Below are 15,362 nucleotides of genomic sequence, written 5' to 3'. Positions count from 1 at the left end.
CAGCTGGCGCGGGCCGTGCCCGGCCGGGACGCCGGCGAGGACCGGGACGCCGAGGGGGCCGAGCCGGGCGGCGAACACCGCGTCGAGCTCGGCGGGGTCGCCGCAGTCGCGCCAGGAGCCGAGCGCGATCCCGGCGGCGCCGTCGAACCAGCCGGCCTGCAGGAGCTGCACGAGCATCCGGTCGATCCGGTAGGGCGCCTCGGTGACGTCCTCCAGGAAGACGACGCGGCCCGCGGCGGGCGGCGGGGCGTACGGGGTGCCGAGCAGGGCCGTGAGGAGCGAGAGGGTGCCGCCGGTGAGGGGGCCCTCGGCACGGCCCGGCCGGAGCGCGTGCGTGCCGGGCAGGGTCACCGGGCCGCCGAAGAGGGCGGCGCGCAGGGCGGCGAGCGTGTCGCCGTCCGGCCGGTCTTCGGCGAGGACGCCGGCGGGCATGGGACCGAAGGACGTGGTGACTCCCAGGCGCGTTCCAAAAGCCGCGTGCAGTGCGGTGATGTCGCTGGATCCGTGCAGGATCTTCGGCTCCGCGGACGCGTCCGCCGCGGCGGCCAGCGCGTCCCAGTCGAGGTGGTCGAGGACGCGGGTGGCGCCGTAGCCGCCCCGCGCGCAGACCACGGCGCGGACGCGCGGGTCGCACCAGGCGTCCTGCAGGTCGGCGGCCCGGTCCGCGTCGCGGCCGGCCAGCCCGTGCCAGCCGTCCCGCACCGGCCCCGGGGCGCCCAGATTGACACGGTCGAGGGCGTGCTCCGCGACCACGGCGTCAAGCCCGAGGCCGCGCAGCGCGGCGCAGCCGGCCTCCAGCCGGGCCGGGTCGGCGGGGCCGCTGGGTGCGATCACCGCGACGGCGTCGCCGGGCCGCAACCGCCCGTACCTGCGGGTCTTGCGCGTGCGGCCGCGGCCGCCGGGCATGCCGACGGCGGGCGCGGCAGGCGGCCCCTCGGCCGTCTCCGCGCGGGCGCCCCCGCTTCTCAACCCGATCCCTCCTCGCACCGCAACGGATAGAGCTTGTCAGGATCCGGACGCCAGTGGAAGGGGCCGCCGGTCACGACCCGCCAACAGATCATCGTCACCCGATCACCGCCCCGCGCCGAGCGCGAGGCCGGCGAGCCGCGGCAGCGCCTCGCCGATCGGCCGCCGCACCACCGCGTCGGCCAGCCCATCGTACGGCGTCTCCTCGGCGTTGATGATCACCAGCCGGGCGCCGGCGTCGACCGCCTCCAGGCACAGCCCGGCGGCGGGCTGCACGGTCAGCGAGGTGCCGACGGCCACGAACAGCTCGCAGGAGCGGGCGGCGGCGATCGCCGCGTCCAGGACGTCGCGGTCGAGGGCCTGCCCGAAGGAGATCGTCGCGGACTTCTGCACGCCGCCGCAGTCGGCGCAGGGCGGGTCGTCCTCGCCGGCGTCGACGCGCGCGAGGATCTCGGGCATGGGGGTGCGCAGGACGCAGGACAGGCAGACGGCGTCGCGCACCGTGCCGTGGATCTCGATGACCGCCGCGTCGGAGGACCCGGCGCGCTGGTGCAGCCCGTCGATGTTCTGGGTGATCACGGCGCGCAGCCGCCCGGCCCGCTCCAGTTCGACCAGGGCCGCGTGCGCGGCGTTGGGCTCGGCGTGCCAGACCGGGTCGTCGCGGCGGGACCGCCAGGCGCGCCGCCGGACCTCGGGGTCGGCGAGGTAGGCGCCGATCGTGGACATCGCCTGGGCATCGGGGTCCCTGGTCCACACGCCCTGCGGGCCGCGGAAGTCGGGGATGCCGCTGTCGGTGGAGATCCCGGCGCCGGTCAGCACGGTGATCGGGCCGATCTCGGGCAAAAGCCCGGCGAGCGTCAGGGGAGCGTCCACCCTGACATGGTAGGTCTCGTCCCGGGGTGGGCGCGGCGGCCGGCGCCCGTCCCGGCTAACGGATGGGTATCGGGCCGGTCCTTACGCAGGGTCACGGACCGAGCGGCCCTCAAAAGGTGACAAACTGTGCCCCGTATGAGGTCGACGCCGCACATCCTGGTGGTCAACGGCACCAAGGTCCGCCGCCCGGTGTTCATCCTGGGGGCTCCGCACTCGGGTGCGGAGCTGCTGGCGCGCGCGGTCAAGCGGTCCCCCGGCTTCCACCTGACCACCGGCCGGCCCGGCGTGCTGCGCGTCACCTACGCGTTCGCCCGGCAGCCCTCGATCGCGACGGAGCGCGGCAAGGGCGCGGCGCGGGTGCTGCGGGACGCCTACGCCGAGGCGTGGCAGGTCTCGGCCCGCGCCTGCGCGCAGTGCTCCGACGAGTGCCGTGAGCTGGCCGGCCTGCCGCCGCGCCCGCCCGCCGCACCCGGCCGCCCCGCGCCCGAGGGCGACCCGCACGGCCCCTGCGCGGACCCGCAGGGCCTCGAACGGTTCGCCGACGCCTCCGCCGACCTGATCTACAGCGCCGACGTGCTGCTGGACGCCTTCCCCGACGCGCAGCTCGTCCAGGTGATCCGGGACGGCCGGGACGTGGTCGCCGACATGCTGGACGACGAGCGCTGCCTCGCCTGGTTCAAGCCGGCCCTGGACAACCTCGACACGGTGTTCCCCAACCCGTTCTTCGGCGTCGAGGACCACACCGACCGCAACCGCTGGCCGCGCGCCGCGGCCGCCGTCAAGTGCGCGCTGCGCTGGCGCGGCTCGGTGCGGCTCAGCGCGAAGCTGCGGCAGCAGGTGCCGGAGGAGCAGCTGCTCACCGTCCGCTACGAGGACCTGGTGGCGCGGCCGCGCGCCATCGCCGCCGGCCTGTCGGAGTACCTCGACGCGCGGGTCCCGCGGACGGCCCTGTCGGGCCTGGTCCGGGCCGGCGAGGCCACCGACGGCGGGGTCGGGTCGTGGCGCGACCGGCTCACCCAGCGCCAGGCCGCCCAGGTCGAGAAGGTCGCCGGCACCGAGCTGCGGCGGCTCGGCTACCGCACCGGCCGGGAGGGCTGACCGGCCGCCCGGCGCGCAGCGGCTACTCGGCGCCCAGCGGCTCGGTCTGCCGCTCCTCGTCCCGCTGGTGGGCGAACTGGGTGCGGTACAGCTCGGCGTACAGGCCGCCCTCCAGCAGCAGCTCCTCGTGCCGTCCGCGCTCGGCGACGCGGCCCTCCTGGACCACCAGGATCTGGTCGGCCTCCCGGATCGTGGACAGCCGGTGCGCGATCACCAGCGACGTCCGGCCGGCGAGGGCGGTGCGCAGCGCCCGCTGCACGGCCGCCTCGGACTCGGAGTCCAGGTGCGCGGTCGCCTCGTCCAGCACGACGACCGAGGGCGCCTTGAGCAGCAGCCGCGCGATCGCCAGGCGCTGCTTCTCCCCGCCCGACAGCCGGTAGCCGCGGTCGCCGACGACGGTGTCGAGGCCGTCGGGCATGTCGGCGACGAGGTCGCCGATGTGCGCGGCCTCCACCGCCGCGAGGATCTCCTCGTCGGTGGCGTCCGGGCGGGCGTAGCGCATGTTCTCCCGGATCGTGTCGTGGAACAGGTGCGCGTCCTGGCTGACGACGCCGATCTCGCCGCGCAGCGACTCCAGGGTCACGTCGCGGACGTCGGCGCCGCCGATCCGCACCGCGCCGCCGGACACGTCGTACAGCCGCGACACCAGGTGCGTGATCGTCGACTTGCCCGCGCCGGACGGCCCGACGAGCGCGACGAGCTGGCCCGGCGCCGCCCGGAAGTCGATGTCGTGCAGGACCTCCCGGCCGGGCGAGGTGTCGGTGCGGGCGATCGACTCCAGCGAGGCCAGCGACACCTCGTCCGCCGCCGGGTAGGCGAACCGGACGTGGTCGAACTCGATCGAGGGCGCCTTGGCCAGGCTGGTGGAGGCAGTGCGCTCCGCGCCGAGCGGACGGGCGTCCTCGCGGTCGCGGATCAGCGGCTTCAGGTCGAGCACCTCGAAGACCCGGTCGAAGCTCACCAGGGCGGTCATGACGTCCACGTGGACGTTGGACAGCGCGGTCAGCGGCCCGTACATCCGGGTCAGCAGGGTCGCGAGCGCGACGAGCGTGCCGAGCTGGAGGGTGCCGTCCACCGCGAGGTAGCCGCCGACGCCGTAGACCATGGCGGTGGCGAGCGCCGCGACGAGCGTCAGCGCGGTGAAGAAGACCCGCCCGTACATGGCGGCCACGATGCCGATGTCGCGGACGCGGGCCGCGCGGCCGGAGAAGTTCTCCTCCTCCTCGGCGGGCCGCCCGTACAGCTTGGCGAGCATCGCGCCGGCGACGTTGAACCGCTCGGTCATCAGCGAGCCCATCTCGGCGTCCAGCACCATCTGCTCGCGGCTGACCCGCTGGAGCCGCTTGCCGACCCACTTGGCCGGCAGGATGAAGATCGGGAGCAGCAGCAGCGCGATCAGCGTGACCTGCCACGACAGGAACAGCATCGTGGCCAGCACCAGGGCCAGGCTGATCACGTTCGACACCACCGACGACAGCGTGGTGGTGAGGGCGCGCTGGGCCCCGATCACGTCGTTGTTGAGGCGGCTGACGAGCGAGCCCGTCTGCGCCCGCATGAAGAACGCGACCGGCTGCCGCTGGACGTGCGCGAACACCTGGCTGCGCAGGTCGTAGATCAGCCCCTCGCCGATGCGCGCCGAGAACCAGCGCTGCGCGAGGCCGAGCACCGCCTCCACGAACGCGAGCCCCGCGACCGCGACGGCGAGCCAGATCACGATGTCCTGGCGGCCCGGCACGATGCCGCTGTCGATGATCGACTTGAGCAGCAGCGGGTTCGCCACGACGATCACCGCGGCGAGCGAGTTCAGCGCGAGGAAGACCACCAGCTCGCGGACGTAGGGACGGGCGTACCCCGCGATGCGCCCGACGGTGCCGGGCTTGAGCTTCTGCTGGGTGACGGAGCTGTCCTTGCGGAACGAGGCCATCACCTGCCAGCCGTTGCCTGGCATTCCCACATCTGCCTCCGCTGCGTCCGTGCCACCGTCGGCGCCGGCGTCGGCGGCACCGGCGTAATCAAGTAAGCATCTCTAGTATCCGGTCCCGCACAACGCCGTCCCGGCCGGCGGGCTTCCCGGCTCCGCTCACGGCGTAACGCCCCGGTGACGATCTCACCGCGGGCGGGCCGGGACCTCCGGCCCGCCCGCGCGGGTCACCTGCCGAACATCTCGCGGAGGCGGCCGATCTGCTCGCGGCGCTCCGCGGCGCACTGCTGCTCCAGGGTGTTCTCGGCGGCCTCCCACAGCAGCCGCTTCGTCGCGACCGCGGCGCCGGGGTTCACCGCCAGCAGCGACGCCACCAGCTCCCGGACTGCGCCGTCCAGGCCGTCGCGGGGCACGACGATCTCGGCGAGGCCGAGCCGGGCCGCCTCGTCGGCGAGCACGGTCCGCGCCGTCAGGCACAGCTCCAGCGCGCGCCCGATGCCGACGATCTCCACCAGCGGCTTGGTGCCGGTCAGGTCGGGGACGAGCCCGAGCGCGGGCTCCTTCATGCAGAACCGGGCGTCGTCGGCCGCCACCCGGATGTCGCAGGCCAGCGCCAGCTGGAAACCGCCGCCGATCGCGTGCCCGTGCACGGCCGCGACCGTGACGATGTCGGGGCGCCGCAGCCAGGTGTAGCCCTCCTGCAGCTCCGCGATGAAGCGGTCGGTGGCCTCGGCGTCCGAGCCGTCGGCGAAGCCCTCGCCCTCACCGGAGAACATGCCGAGGTCGATGCCGGCCGAAAAGCACGGGCCCTCGCCGCGCAGGACGACGACGCGCACGTCCGCGGGCAGGGAGCGCCCGATGGCGGCGAGCCCGCGCCATGTGTCGAACGTCATGGCGTTGCGCCGCTCGGGCCGGTTCAGGGTGACGGTCGCGACCGCGCCGTCCACCGCCAGGCGGAGCCCGGCCCTCTCCAAATCCGTCTTCCCCCGGCCGGTGCCTGCGATGGCCGCATCCGGCCGTCCCGTCGTCGTCGCGTCCCCCACTGGTCTTCCTCTCGATGAGCGTGCGCGGGCCCGCCCCGCCGTCCACGGGGCGGGACCCGCTCGCCCGGTCCGCCGCCGCGACCGAACCCTACTCGGCCGGCCGCGGCGCCGGATCAGGCGGTGCGCTCATCCGGGGGCAGGGGTCCGGTCAGGACTTCTTGCCCCGGGTCGCGCCACCGCGACCGCGCAGGTTGACGCCGGACTCGGTCAGAATCCGGTGGATGAAACCGTACGAGCGGCCGGTGGCGGCTGCCAGGGCGCGGATGCTCTCGCCGGAGTCGTACCTCTTCTTCAGGTCCGCCGCCAGCTTGTCGCGCTCGGCACCGGTCACGCGGGTGCCCTTCTTAAGGGTCTCGGCCACGAGTACCTCCCGTAGTGATGTGGTGACCGCTGCGTTATCCCCCGCCATGATCAGTCATTCCCGGCTGTTCGGCTACCCACTCGGCCAGAAAAGATCTGCGGAAGTCACCGCGCAGGTCACGCGAGCGCCACCAGATCGGCAAACTCGTCACTCCAGATGTCTTCCACACCATCGGGCAGCAAAATCACTCTTTCCGGCGCGAGCGCGTCGACGGCGCCCTCGTCGTGGGTCACCAGGACGATGGCTCCGGCGAACGTCCGGAGGGCGCCGAGGATCTCCTCGCGGCTGGCCGGGTCGAGGTTGTTGGTGGGCTCGTCCAGCAGCAGCACGTTCGCGCTCGACACCACCAGCATCGCCAGCGCCAGCCGCGTCTTCTCGCCGCCGGACAGGACGCCGGCGGGCTTGTCGACGTCGTCGCCGGAGAACAGGAACGAGCCGAGGATCTTGCGGACCTCGACGGGCGCCATGCCGGGCGCGGCCGACTGCATGTTCTCCAGGACGGACCGCTCGACGTCGAGCGTCTCGTGCTCCTGCGCGTAGTAGCCGAGCCGCAGCCCGTGGCCGGGCACCACCGACCCGGTGTCGGGCGCGTCGACGCCCGCCAGCAGGCGCAGCAGCGTGGTCTTGCCGGCGCCGTTCAGGCCGAGGACGACGACGCGGCTGCCCCGGTCGACGGCCAGGTCCACGTCGGTGAAAATCTCCAAAGATCCGTACGATTTCGACAAACCCTCCGCGGTGAGGGGGGTCTTGCCGCACGGCGCCGGCTCCGGGAAGCGGATCTTGGCGACCTTGTCGGCCTGCCGCTCGCCCTCCACGCCCGCGAGCAGCTGCCGGGCGCGCCGGTCCATCTGCTGGGCCGCCTTGGCCTTGGTCGCCTTCGCGCGCATCTTGTCGGCCTGCGACAGCAGCGCCGACGCCTGCCGGTGCGCGTTGGCCGACTCGCGCTTGCGGCGCCGCTCGTCGGTCTCGCGCTGGTCGAGGTACTTCTTCCAGCCGACGTTGTAGATGTCGATCACGCAGCGGTTGGCGTCCAGGTGGAACACCCGGTTGACGACCGCGTCCAGCAGCTCCACATCGTGGCTGATCACGACCAGGCCGCCCTGGTGGCCCTTGAGGAAGTCGCGGAGCCACACGATCGAGTCGGCGTCCAGGTGGTTGGTCGGCTCGTCCAGCAGCAGCGTGTCGGCGCCGGAGAACAGGATGCGGGCCAGCTCGACGCGGCGCCGCTGGCCGCCCGACAGCGTCCCGAGCGGCTGGGTCATCACCCGGTCGGGCAGGCCGAGGCTGGAGGCGATCGACGCCGCCTCCGCCTCCGCGGAGTAGCCGCCGAGCACGTGCAGGCGCTCCTCCAGCCGCCCGTAGCGGCGGACGGCCTTGTCGCGCTCGGCGCCGGTCGCGGTCGCCATGGCGTCCTCGGCGGCGCGCAGCCTGCGGATCACCTCGTCCAGCCCGCGGGCCGACAGGATCCGGTCGCGGGCCAGCTCGTCCAGGTCGACGCCGCGCGGGTCCTGCGGCAGGTAGCCGATCGTGCCGGAGGACGTCACGGCGCCCTGCGCGGGCACCGCCTCCCCGGCCAGCACCTTGGTGAGGGTGGTCTTGCCGGCGCCGTTGCGCCCGACGAAGCCGACCCGGTCGCCGGGGTTGACCCGGAACGTGGCGGCCTCGATCAGCAGCCGGGACCCGGCGCGCAGCTCGATGTCTTTCGCGATGATCACAGTGACAGGGCTCCCCTGACGGACGGCTCGGTGGACAGGCGGCACGAAACGGCGCGCCGCGCGGCCTCGCAGACCGCCGGCGCGCCCTTGGCGCTCTGTCAGTTCGGGAGCTGAACCATCTGGCCATTGTACGTGAAGCGCCGAGCGGAGCTCGTCCATTGGATGGCGGCGGGCGGGGGCTGGAGGACGGTCCGGTCCCGGCCAGGCGGATTCGGTGCGGAAGGCATGTGTGAACGGCGCGCGGCGGGCCAGTATGAGGATGGCGGCGTGCGGCGGGGCGGCACCGGGACCGGTGTTCCCGGCGTGAAGGAGGGTGAGTCGGATGACCCGGGTCACGGGCAACGTGCCGGAGGGGACCCCGAACTGGCTCGACATCGGCGTCCCCGACCTGGAGCGGGCGAAGACGTTCTACGGGACGCTCCTCGGCTGGCAGTTCCAGGACACCGGCCCCGAAGGGGGCCACTACAACATGTGCATGCTGGGCGGCGAGCCCGTCGCCGGGATGATGCGCAATCCCGACGAGGCGCCCGACGAGTACTGGTGGACGGTCTACTTCGCCGCCGACGACTGCGACGGGCTGGCCAAGCGCGCCACCGACGCGGGCGGCGAGGTCGTCGTCGCGCCGATGGACGTGATGGACCAGGGCCGCCTGGCGGTCGTCAGGGATCCGCAGGGCGGCCAGTTCGGGCTGTGGCAGGGGCGGGCGCACCCCGGCTCCCGGATCGTCAACGACCCGGGATCGTTCACCTGGAACGACCTGTTCGCGCCCGACGCCGGGCCGGCCCGCGAGTTCTACACGGCGGTGTTCGGGTTCGAGCTGGAGGAGATGCCCGGCATGGACTACACGGTCGTGCGCCGCGCGGGCGACGGCCGCTACATCGGCGGGATCCTCGGCGGCGAGGGCCTCGTCCTCGGCGGCGGTTCGGCCCCGGTCGCGTCGTGGCTCACCTACTTCGCGGTGGACGACCCCGACGCGGCGGTCCGCAAGGTCCGCGCCGGCGGCGGCGCGGTCGACGAGGAGCCCGTCGACACCCCGTACGGCCGCATGGCCACCGTCCGCGACCCGTTCGGGGTGCCGTTCCGGGTCATGCGGCCGGCGCCCCAGCCCGGATCGTGACCGGTCTTCGCGGGCCCGGCCCGGCGCCGGGCCCCCGGAGACCCTTCCCGGGGTCAGCCCTGCCGCTCGGCGGCCAGCCGCTGCCCGATCGTCTGGTGCAGCCGCTGCAGCCCGGACGTGCCGACCAGCCCGATCTGCCCTTCGAGGTCGCGGAGCAGGACGTCCTCGTTCATCACGACCTCCGACGACTGCATCAGCACGGTGCCCTCGCCGGTGAAGTCGAACTGGTGCTCCTCGCCGGACTGCCCGCCGATGCCGAACACCATCCGGGCGGCGCCGAACGCGCCGCGCATGTAGGAGTGGTCGTAGTGGTGGCAGGGCGAGGGGCAGTCGGCCCAGCCGAGCAGCGCCTGCGGGTCGACGCGGATCGGCGGCTCGACGAAGTGGACGGGCCCGTTGGAGGCCGCCACGAACCGCCCCGTGCCGATCAGCGTCAGGAACCCGGGGATGATCGACTGCTTCAGCTCCAGGCCCGGCTCGAAGGCCAGCAGGTTCCCGGCCCGGACGGTGAGGTTCCCGTTCTCCAGGTCGAAGGAGTTGACGTCGAACCCGCGGTCGGCGAGGACGAGCTTGCCCTGTCCCTGCGCGACGATCCAGTCCTGGGCGTACAGCGGGGAGTTGAACGTGTGCGCGACGAGGGAGTCCAGCGGCCCCGACGACAGCGCCTCGAACCTGATCTGCCCGTAGTAGGCGATCATCTTGCCCTTCTGCGCGAACCACTGACCGTTGAGGTCGACGCTGAAGGCGTAGGGGTTGACGTTGTCGTTGGACGGGAGCGTGTGCGGGTTCCAGGTCCGCGTGCCGAACGTGCTCACGGGTCAGATCTTCCTCTCGCTGGCCTGGACGTAGACGACGCCGGAGCCGCTCAGCTCCAGCTGGAAGCCCTCGCCGGAGCCGCGTCCGATGATGTCGCGCAGCCCGACCGCCGTGGTGAGCTTGTTCTGCACCTGGCCGCGGTGGGCCACGTAGGCCTGCGGGTCGACGTGGACGGGGCGCTGCGGGGTGATCGCCAGCTCCATCACGCCGCCGTGCGACAGCAGCGCGCACGAGCCGTGCCCGGCGAGCGTCGTGGTGAACAGGCCCTGCCCGGTGACCGCGCCGCGCACGATGCCGCGCACGCCGCCCTGCTCGCCCATGAACATCGTCCCGACCTGGAGCGTGGTGTCGTGGACGAGGAGCCGGTCGGCCTCGGCGTAGAGGGTGTCGGCGCCGTTCAGGTCGATGACGGTGACCTCCAGCCCGCCGTGCCCGAACAGCACGCTGCCCTGGCCCGTCACGTGCATCATCGCGCTGCGCTCGCCGGCGACGGCGCGCCCGATCGTGCCGCCGATGCCCTGCCCGGCGGTGGCGGTCGGGGCGAACGACACGGGGCCGGTGTAGCCGAGCATCGCGCCGCGCTTGCTGTAGACCTCCTGCCCCGGCCCGATCGGCACCTGGAGCATCTTGGAGTTGATCGACTGGTATCCGGGCATCAGATCTCCAAGATTCCGCCGCGCTCGGCCGGCTGGACGTACACCAGCCCGTGCCCCTGGTACCGGAACTGCACGCTCTCCCCCGATCCCTGGCCGATCACCGTCCGCCAGTTGACGTCGGTGACCACGTCCTGCTGGAGCTGCCCGTGATGGCACACGTACGCGTGGGGGTCGACGCACAGCGGTGTCTGCGGCGTCACCTCCAGCGCGATGGCCGGGCCCTCGGACAGGACCGCGACCGTGCCGTGCCCGTCCACCTTCGTGGTGGCGAGGCCCTGGCCGGTGCCCATGCCCCGCAGCCCGACGAACTGGACGCCGGTCTGCAAATTCCCGTCGAGGGCGAGCAGGCTCTCCGACTCGACGAAGAGGGTGTCCCCGGTGAGCTGGACGAGCGTGACCTCCGTCGCCTCGCTCGCCAGGTACACCGTGCCCTGCCCGGTGATCTCCATGAGGGTCATGCCCTCACCGGCGATCCGCCGCTTGAGGGCGCCGCGGAGCCCCTCGCCGCCCGTCATGCCCTGCCGCTTGAACGCCATCTGGCCCTCGTAGGCGACCATGGAGCCGTTCAGCGCCCTGATGGTCTCGCCGGCGAGGTCGACGGCGAGCATCTTCGAGCCGTTCATTCGAAATTGCGCCACGAAGCGAGAAGATACAGCCCGGCGCGTTGCCGGTCCCGCTCGCGCGCACATCGGGAAGGATGAGCACCATGTGGATCGCTCCCGAACGCCGCAGTCTCAGCCGGTGGGCCGTGCCAGGGCTCGTCCTGGCCGCCGGTGTGGTCGTCGGGGCCGTGCTGGCCGCCGACGGGCGGTCCGGGACGGCCCTCGTCGCGCTGGGCGCGCTCGCCGGGTACGCCCTGTACCTGGGCTACCGGCGCAACGAGCCGGCCCTGCCGATCAGCGACGGGTTCGGGTCCGGGACCCGGGCCCGCGCGCACCTGCGCGCCGCCGCGACGACGGGCGACGTGCTGACGGTCGCGGTGGTCGGCGGCCTCGTCGTCCAGGCGCTGCGCGGCTCCGACATCACGGCCTACGCCTGGCTCGCGGCGGTCGCCGGGGTCACCTACCTGCTCGCCGCCCTGGCCGGCACCCGCAGCCTGTGACCGCCGCGCCGGGCGGCCCGCGCAGGACGTGAGAGCGCCGCAGCGCGGTCAGCGCGCCTCCGGCGGCCCCCCGGCGGGATCACGCCGGGAAAGTCCGGTGGCGACCGTTTCCCGGGCGAGGATGGCCGCCTGCACGCGGCTGGCCAGCCCCAGCTTGCCGAGGATGCGGCTGACGTGCGTCTTCGTCGTCGTCTCCGCCATGTCGAGGCGCACCGCGATCTGCCCGTTCGACAGGCCCTCGCCCAGGCAGGCGAACACCTCGCGCTCCCTCGGCGTCAGCTCGTCCAGACCGGGGACGTCCGGCACGGCCGCGGGCCGGGCCGCGAACGCGCCGATCAGCCGCCGGGTCACCTGCGGGGCGATGACGCCGTCGCCGGCGGCGACCGTCCGGACGGCCTCCACGAGCCGGTCGGCGTCCACGTCCTTGAGCAGGAAGCCGGCGGCGCCCGCGCGGAGCGCGCCGAACACGTACTCGTCCATGTCGAACGTGGTCAGCACCAGGACGTCGGTGAACCCGGCGATCTCCCGGGTCGCGCTGACGCCGTCCAGGCGGGGCATGCGGACGTCCATGAGCACCACGTCGGGGCGCAGCTCCCGGGCCAGCTCCACCGCGCGCAGCCCGTCCTCGGCCTCGCCGACGACCCGCACGTCGGGCGCGCCGCGCAGGATCAGCACCAGGCCGGCCCGCACCGCCGCCTGGTCGTCGGCGACCAGCACCTCGATCATGGCGTCCTCTCCAGCTCCACGGGCAGCTCGGCGTGCACCCGCCACCGGCCGCCGTCCGGTCCCGCGTCGAACTCCCCGGCCAGCATCACCGCGCGCTCGCGCATCCCGACCAGGCCGCTGCCGCTGCCCGGCAGCCGGGAGCCGTTGCGGCCGAGCGGGCTGGACACGTCGATCACGAGCCGCCGGCCGTACTCGACCCGGACCTCGGCGCGGCCCGGCCCGGCGTGCTTGAGCGCGTTCGTCAGGGACTCCTGGACGATCCGGTACGCGGCCAGCTCGACCGCCGCGGGCAGCTCCGCCGGCTCCCCCGCGACCTCCAGGCGCGCCGACAGATCGGACCGCGCGGTGTGCCGGACGAGCCGGTCCAGCTCGGTGAGCCGCGGCCGGGCGGCCGGGTCGGCGTCGCCGCCGTCCCGCAGCAGCCCGATCATCCGGCGCATCTCGGCGAGCCCCTGCACGCTGTTCTCCCGGATGACCCGCAGCGACCGCTCGATCTCCGCGCGGTCCAGGTCGGCCACCCGCAGCACCGCCGAGGAGTGCAGCGCCACCGCGCTCAGATGGTTGGCGATCACGTCGTGCAGCTCGCGGGCCATCCGGGCCCGCTCGGCGGTCACCGCGGCGCGCCGGTCCAGCTCGGCCAGCCGCGCCACCTGCTCGGCCCGCTCGCGCTCGGCCTCGGCCCGCCGCCGCTCGGCCTCCGCCCGGAAACGGTGCTCGCGGACCGCCATCGCGGTCAGCACCGGCGCCACCCACACCAGCCCGGCGACCGCACCCGCCACCACGCCGACCGCGACGCCGCGCAGCGCGATCCCGACGCCGGCCAAGACCGCCAGCGACGCGGACACGGTCGACCCGAGCAGCCATTCCGCCGTCCGCCGCCGCCCGTACAGGCTCGCGGCGTACAGCGCGTCCCCGTAGATCATCGCGGTGGCGATGCTCGGCCCGAACGCCACGTCGGCGAAGTTGAACGGGGTCGCGAGGGCCAGCCCCGTCAGCGGCGCCGTCCGCCGCAGCAGCATGGCCGCGCACAGCCCGAGCAGCGGGATCAGGCGCGCCCAGCGCGAGGGGTCCCAGCCCGGCGCCCACGTCGAGTAGCCGTGGGCCGCGAGCATCAGCAGCCCGCCGGCGAGCGCGGCCGCCGCGATCAGCGCGTCCTGGCGCGTGGTCAGCCGTCGGATCAGGTGCACGGGTACATCTCAGCATCCCGGCCGCGGTGCCTCGTCCGCCCGGGTGAGGAGCGGGCGTACATCCTTCGGACGACCCGGAGAACCTCACCGCGGACGACGATCCGGCGCCGTCCCGGGACCACGCTGGAACCCGTGCTCATCGCCGTCATCGCCGCATGCGAGATCGGATTCTGGATCGTCCTCGCGGCCGGGCTCCTCGCCCGCTACCCGCTGCGGCTGCGCCGCACCGGCGCGGTGCTGCTGCTCTGCGTCCCGCTGCTGGACCTGGTCCTGCTGGCCGCCACCGCGGTCGACCTGCGCAACGGGGCGACCGCCGGCACCGGCCACGGCCTCGCCGCCGCCTACCTCGGCTACTCGGTCGCGTTCGGGCACAGCATGGTCCGCTGGGCGGACGAGCGCTTCGCCCACCGCTTCGCCGGCGGCCCGCCGCCGCGCGGCAAGCCCGCGTACGGCGGCGCACGCACCCGCTACGAGTGGCGCGAGTTCGGCAAGGCGGCCCTCGCGACCGCCATCGCCTGCGCCCTCCTCCTGACCACGATCGTCCTCGTGGGCGACCCCGACCGCACGCGGGCCCTCACGGCCTGGGCGGCCCGCCTGGGCACCGTCCTCGCGATCTGGGCCATCTGGCCGATCAGCCACACGCTGTGGCCCGCCAAGCCGAAGGACCGCGCCGACCGCGCACCGCGAGCGTGACGATCGGCAACTCGAACTCGCCCTCGCCCGTCTCCGGCGCGCTCCGCAGGTAGTGCAGGACCCGCGCCATGACCTGCTCGCGCTCGGCCTCGCCGAGGACCAGCAGGTGCGAGTGCGTCCCGATGGTCGCCGCCATCGACTCCGCCGTCCGCGGCCGCCCGCCGCGCCACCAGCCCCGGCTCGCTGCCGGGGAACGCGTCCATCACACCGCCACTGTCAACAGCCGCCCGAAGAGCGCCGAAGGCCGCGCCCCGGGCGGGGGCGCGGCCTTCGCGCAGTGCGGGGTGTCAGACGTTGAAGCCGAGGGCGCGGAGCTGGTCGCGGCCGTCGTCGGTGATCTTGTCCGGGCCCCACGGCGGGAGCCAGACCCAGTTGATCTTGACGTCCTTGACCAGGCCCTCCAGGGCGCTGTGGGCCTGGTCCTCGATCACGTCGGTGAGCGGGCAGGCGGCGCTGGTCAGCGTCATGTCGATGGTGGCCACCTCGTCGTCGAGGTTGATGCCGTAGATCAGGCCGAGGTCGACGACGTTGATGCCGAGCTCGGGGTCGACGACGTCCTTGAGCGCCTCCAGGACCTCTTCCTCCTGAGGGGCCGTGCCGGTCGCGGGCGTGTCGGTCATGATGCCTCTCCGAGTGCGCGTGCGGTCGCGTCCTTCCACGCCATCCAGGCGAGCAGGGCGCATTTGATCCTGGCCGGGTACTTGGAGACCCCGGCGAAGGCGATGGCGTCCTCCAGGACGTCCTCGTCGGGCTCGGTGTCCCGGCCGCGGGACTGCATCAGGGCCAGGAACTCCTCGCCGACGGCCATCGCCTCCTTCACGGACTTTCCGATGATCAGGTCGGACATCACCGAGGCGCTGGCCTGGCTGATCGAGCAGCCCATGGCGTCGTAGGACACGTCGGCGACCGTGGCGTCCTGGCCCTCGCCGTCCAGGTGGACGCGCAGCGTCACCTCGTCACCGCAGGTCGGGTTGACGTGGTGCGCCTCGCCCTCGAACGGCTCCCGCAGCCCCTTGTGGTGGGGGTTGCGGTAGTGGTCCAGGATGACCTCCTGGTACATCGCCTCCAGCTGCATGTCGTCCCTTCCA

18 protein-coding genes are annotated in these 15,362 nt (G+C 73.6%); 4 read left to right on the top strand and 14 right to left on the bottom strand.

Features of this window, described 5'->3' with window-relative positions; all coding sequences use genetic code 11:
* Together E1284_RS12880 and E1284_RS12875 are read right to left on the bottom strand one after the other, a co-directional pair.
* A partial coding sequence (locus E1284_RS12880) for a S66 peptidase family protein (protein ID WP_243714442.1) occupies positions 1–969 on the bottom strand: 969 nt, incomplete at its 3' end.
* 102 nt (positions 970–1,071) lie between these two features.
* Positions 1,072–1,839 carry an SIR2 family NAD-dependent protein deacylase gene (locus tag E1284_RS12875; RefSeq protein WP_131939277.1) on the bottom strand — a complete coding sequence of 256 codons (768 nt, stop codon included), beginning with the start codon at positions 1,837–1,839 and terminating at the stop codon, positions 1,072–1,074.
* A gap of 135 nt (positions 1,840–1,974) precedes the next feature.
* Between E1284_RS12875 and E1284_RS12870 the strand changes: the two genes are divergently transcribed.
* Positions 1,975–2,937 (top strand): sulfotransferase family protein, encoded by a 963-nt coding sequence (locus E1284_RS12870; RefSeq protein ID WP_131939284.1) that lies wholly within the window; start codon positions 1,975–1,977, stop codon positions 2,935–2,937.
* A gap of 22 nt (positions 2,938–2,959) precedes the next feature.
* Here E1284_RS12870 and E1284_RS12865 read toward each other — a convergent pair whose 3' ends face one another.
* From E1284_RS12865 to E1284_RS12850, 4 genes are all read right to left on the bottom strand, one after another.
* Positions 2,960–4,885, bottom strand: a complete 1,926-nt coding sequence (locus E1284_RS12865) for an ABC transporter ATP-binding protein (protein WP_131939283.1) — start codon at positions 4,883–4,885, stop codon at positions 2,960–2,962.
* Between the two features lie 200 nt (positions 4,886–5,085).
* Positions 5,086–5,832 (bottom strand): enoyl-CoA hydratase/isomerase family protein, encoded by a 747-nt coding sequence (locus E1284_RS12860; protein ID WP_243714441.1) that lies wholly within the window; start codon positions 5,830–5,832, stop codon positions 5,086–5,088.
* 217 nt (positions 5,833–6,049) lie between these two features.
* The gene (locus E1284_RS12855; RefSeq protein WP_021596738.1) at positions 6,050–6,262 is read right to left on the bottom strand and encodes a helix-turn-helix domain-containing protein; all 213 of its coding nucleotides are present in this window, start codon (positions 6,260–6,262) and stop codon (positions 6,050–6,052) included.
* A gap of 116 nt (positions 6,263–6,378) precedes the next feature.
* A complete protein-coding gene (locus E1284_RS12850; protein WP_131939275.1) occupies positions 6,379–7,977 on the bottom strand; it encodes an ABC-F family ATP-binding cassette domain-containing protein in 1,599 nt (532 codons plus the stop codon).
* A 322-nt stretch (positions 7,978–8,299) separates the two neighbouring features.
* Between E1284_RS12850 and E1284_RS12845 the strand changes: the two genes are divergently transcribed.
* Positions 8,300–9,094 (top strand): VOC family protein, encoded by a 795-nt coding sequence (locus tag E1284_RS12845; protein WP_131939274.1) that lies wholly within the window; start codon positions 8,300–8,302, stop codon positions 9,092–9,094.
* 53 nt (positions 9,095–9,147) lie between these two features.
* On the opposite strand, the gene E1284_RS12840 is transcribed toward E1284_RS12845, so the two are convergent.
* The 3 genes from E1284_RS12840 to E1284_RS12830 are packed head-to-tail and all read right to left on the bottom strand — an operon-like array spanning position 9,148 to position 11,204.
* Positions 9,148–9,909, bottom strand: a complete 762-nt coding sequence (locus E1284_RS12840) for an AIM24 family protein (RefSeq protein ID WP_131939273.1) — start codon at positions 9,907–9,909, stop codon at positions 9,148–9,150.
* A gap of 3 nt (positions 9,910–9,912) precedes the next feature.
* Positions 9,913–10,566, bottom strand: a complete 654-nt coding sequence (locus E1284_RS12835; RefSeq protein WP_131939272.1) for an AIM24 family protein — start codon at positions 10,564–10,566, stop codon at positions 9,913–9,915.
* Positions 10,566–11,204 (bottom strand): AIM24 family protein, encoded by a 639-nt coding sequence (locus E1284_RS12830; protein ID WP_243714440.1) that lies wholly within the window; start codon positions 11,202–11,204, stop codon positions 10,566–10,568. The genes E1284_RS12835 and E1284_RS12830 overlap by 1 nt, the downstream gene beginning before the upstream one ends.
* 68 nt (positions 11,205–11,272) lie before the next feature.
* Here E1284_RS12830 and E1284_RS12825 point away from each other — a divergent pair, with 68 nt between their 5' ends.
* Positions 11,273–11,668 (top strand): ABC transporter permease, encoded by a 396-nt coding sequence (locus tag E1284_RS12825; protein WP_131939271.1) that lies wholly within the window; start codon positions 11,273–11,275, stop codon positions 11,666–11,668.
* Between the two features lie 48 nt (positions 11,669–11,716).
* Here E1284_RS12825 and E1284_RS12820 read toward each other — a convergent pair whose 3' ends face one another.
* A complete protein-coding gene (locus E1284_RS12820) occupies positions 11,717–12,394 on the bottom strand; it encodes a response regulator (protein WP_131939270.1) in 678 nt (225 codons plus the stop codon).
* Positions 12,391–13,581 (bottom strand): sensor histidine kinase, encoded by a 1,191-nt coding sequence (locus tag E1284_RS12815; protein ID WP_243714439.1) that lies wholly within the window; start codon positions 13,579–13,581, stop codon positions 12,391–12,393. Before E1284_RS12815 ends, E1284_RS12820 begins: the two co-directional genes overlap by 4 nt.
* A 132-nt stretch (positions 13,582–13,713) precedes the next feature.
* Here E1284_RS12815 and E1284_RS12810 point away from each other — a divergent pair, with 132 nt between their 5' ends.
* On the top strand, positions 13,714–14,274 hold the full coding sequence (locus E1284_RS12810; protein WP_131939269.1) for a hypothetical protein: 561 nt from the start codon (positions 13,714–13,716) through the stop codon (positions 14,272–14,274).
* Here E1284_RS12810 and E1284_RS12805 read toward each other — a convergent pair.
* From E1284_RS12805 to sufU, 3 genes are all read right to left on the bottom strand, one after another.
* Positions 14,213–14,410, bottom strand: a complete 198-nt coding sequence (locus E1284_RS12805) for a hypothetical protein (RefSeq protein ID WP_131939268.1) — start codon at positions 14,408–14,410, stop codon at positions 14,213–14,215. The genes E1284_RS12810 and E1284_RS12805 overlap by 62 nt on opposite strands.
* 151 nt (positions 14,411–14,561) lie before the next feature.
* Positions 14,562–14,894 carry a metal-sulfur cluster assembly factor gene (locus E1284_RS12800; protein WP_131939267.1) on the bottom strand — a complete coding sequence of 111 codons (333 nt, stop codon included), beginning with the start codon at positions 14,892–14,894 and terminating at the stop codon, positions 14,562–14,564.
* Entirely contained in the window at positions 14,891–15,349 is a 459-nt protein-coding gene (gene sufU, locus E1284_RS12795) for a Fe-S cluster assembly sulfur transfer protein SufU (protein ID WP_131939266.1), read from the bottom strand. Before sufU ends, E1284_RS12800 begins: the two co-directional genes overlap by 4 nt.
* Positions 15,350–15,362: the final 13 nt, after the last annotated feature.

It is taken from the genome of Actinomadura bangladeshensis, assembly GCF_004348335.1.
GTDB classification, from domain to species: domain Bacteria; phylum Actinomycetota; class Actinomycetes; order Streptosporangiales; family Streptosporangiaceae; genus Spirillospora; species Spirillospora bangladeshensis.
This window is presented reverse-complemented; position numbering and strand designations above follow the sequence as displayed.

Excerpts from the sequence above, each read along its gene's own strand:
- E1284_RS12820 (WP_131939270.1), bottom strand. The coding sequence starts at position 12,394 with ATGATCGAGGTGCTGGTCGCCGACGACCAGGCGGCGGTGCGGGCCGGC.
- E1284_RS12870 (WP_131939284.1), top strand. The coding sequence starts at position 1,975 with ATGAGGTCGACGCCGCACATCCTGGTGGTCAACGGCACCAAGGTCCGC.
- E1284_RS12825 (WP_131939271.1), top strand. The coding sequence starts at position 11,273 with ATGTGGATCGCTCCCGAACGCCGCAGTCTCAGCCGGTGGGCCGTGCCA.
- E1284_RS12805 (WP_131939268.1), bottom strand. The coding sequence starts at position 14,410 with ATGGCGGCGACCATCGGGACGCACTCGCACCTGCTGGTCCTCGGCGAG.
- E1284_RS12800 (WP_131939267.1), bottom strand. The coding sequence starts at position 14,894 with ATGACCGACACGCCCGCGACCGGCACGGCCCCTCAGGAGGAAGAGGTC.
- E1284_RS12835 (WP_131939272.1), bottom strand. The coding sequence starts at position 10,566 with ATGCCCGGATACCAGTCGATCAACTCCAAGATGCTCCAGGTGCCGATC.
- E1284_RS12865 (WP_131939283.1), bottom strand. The coding sequence starts at position 4,885 with ATGCCAGGCAACGGCTGGCAGGTGATGGCCTCGTTCCGCAAGGACAGC.
- sufU (WP_131939266.1), bottom strand. The coding sequence starts at position 15,349 with ATGCAGCTGGAGGCGATGTACCAGGAGGTCATCCTGGACCACTACCGC.
- E1284_RS12845 (WP_131939274.1), top strand. The coding sequence starts at position 8,300 with ATGACCCGGGTCACGGGCAACGTGCCGGAGGGGACCCCGAACTGGCTC.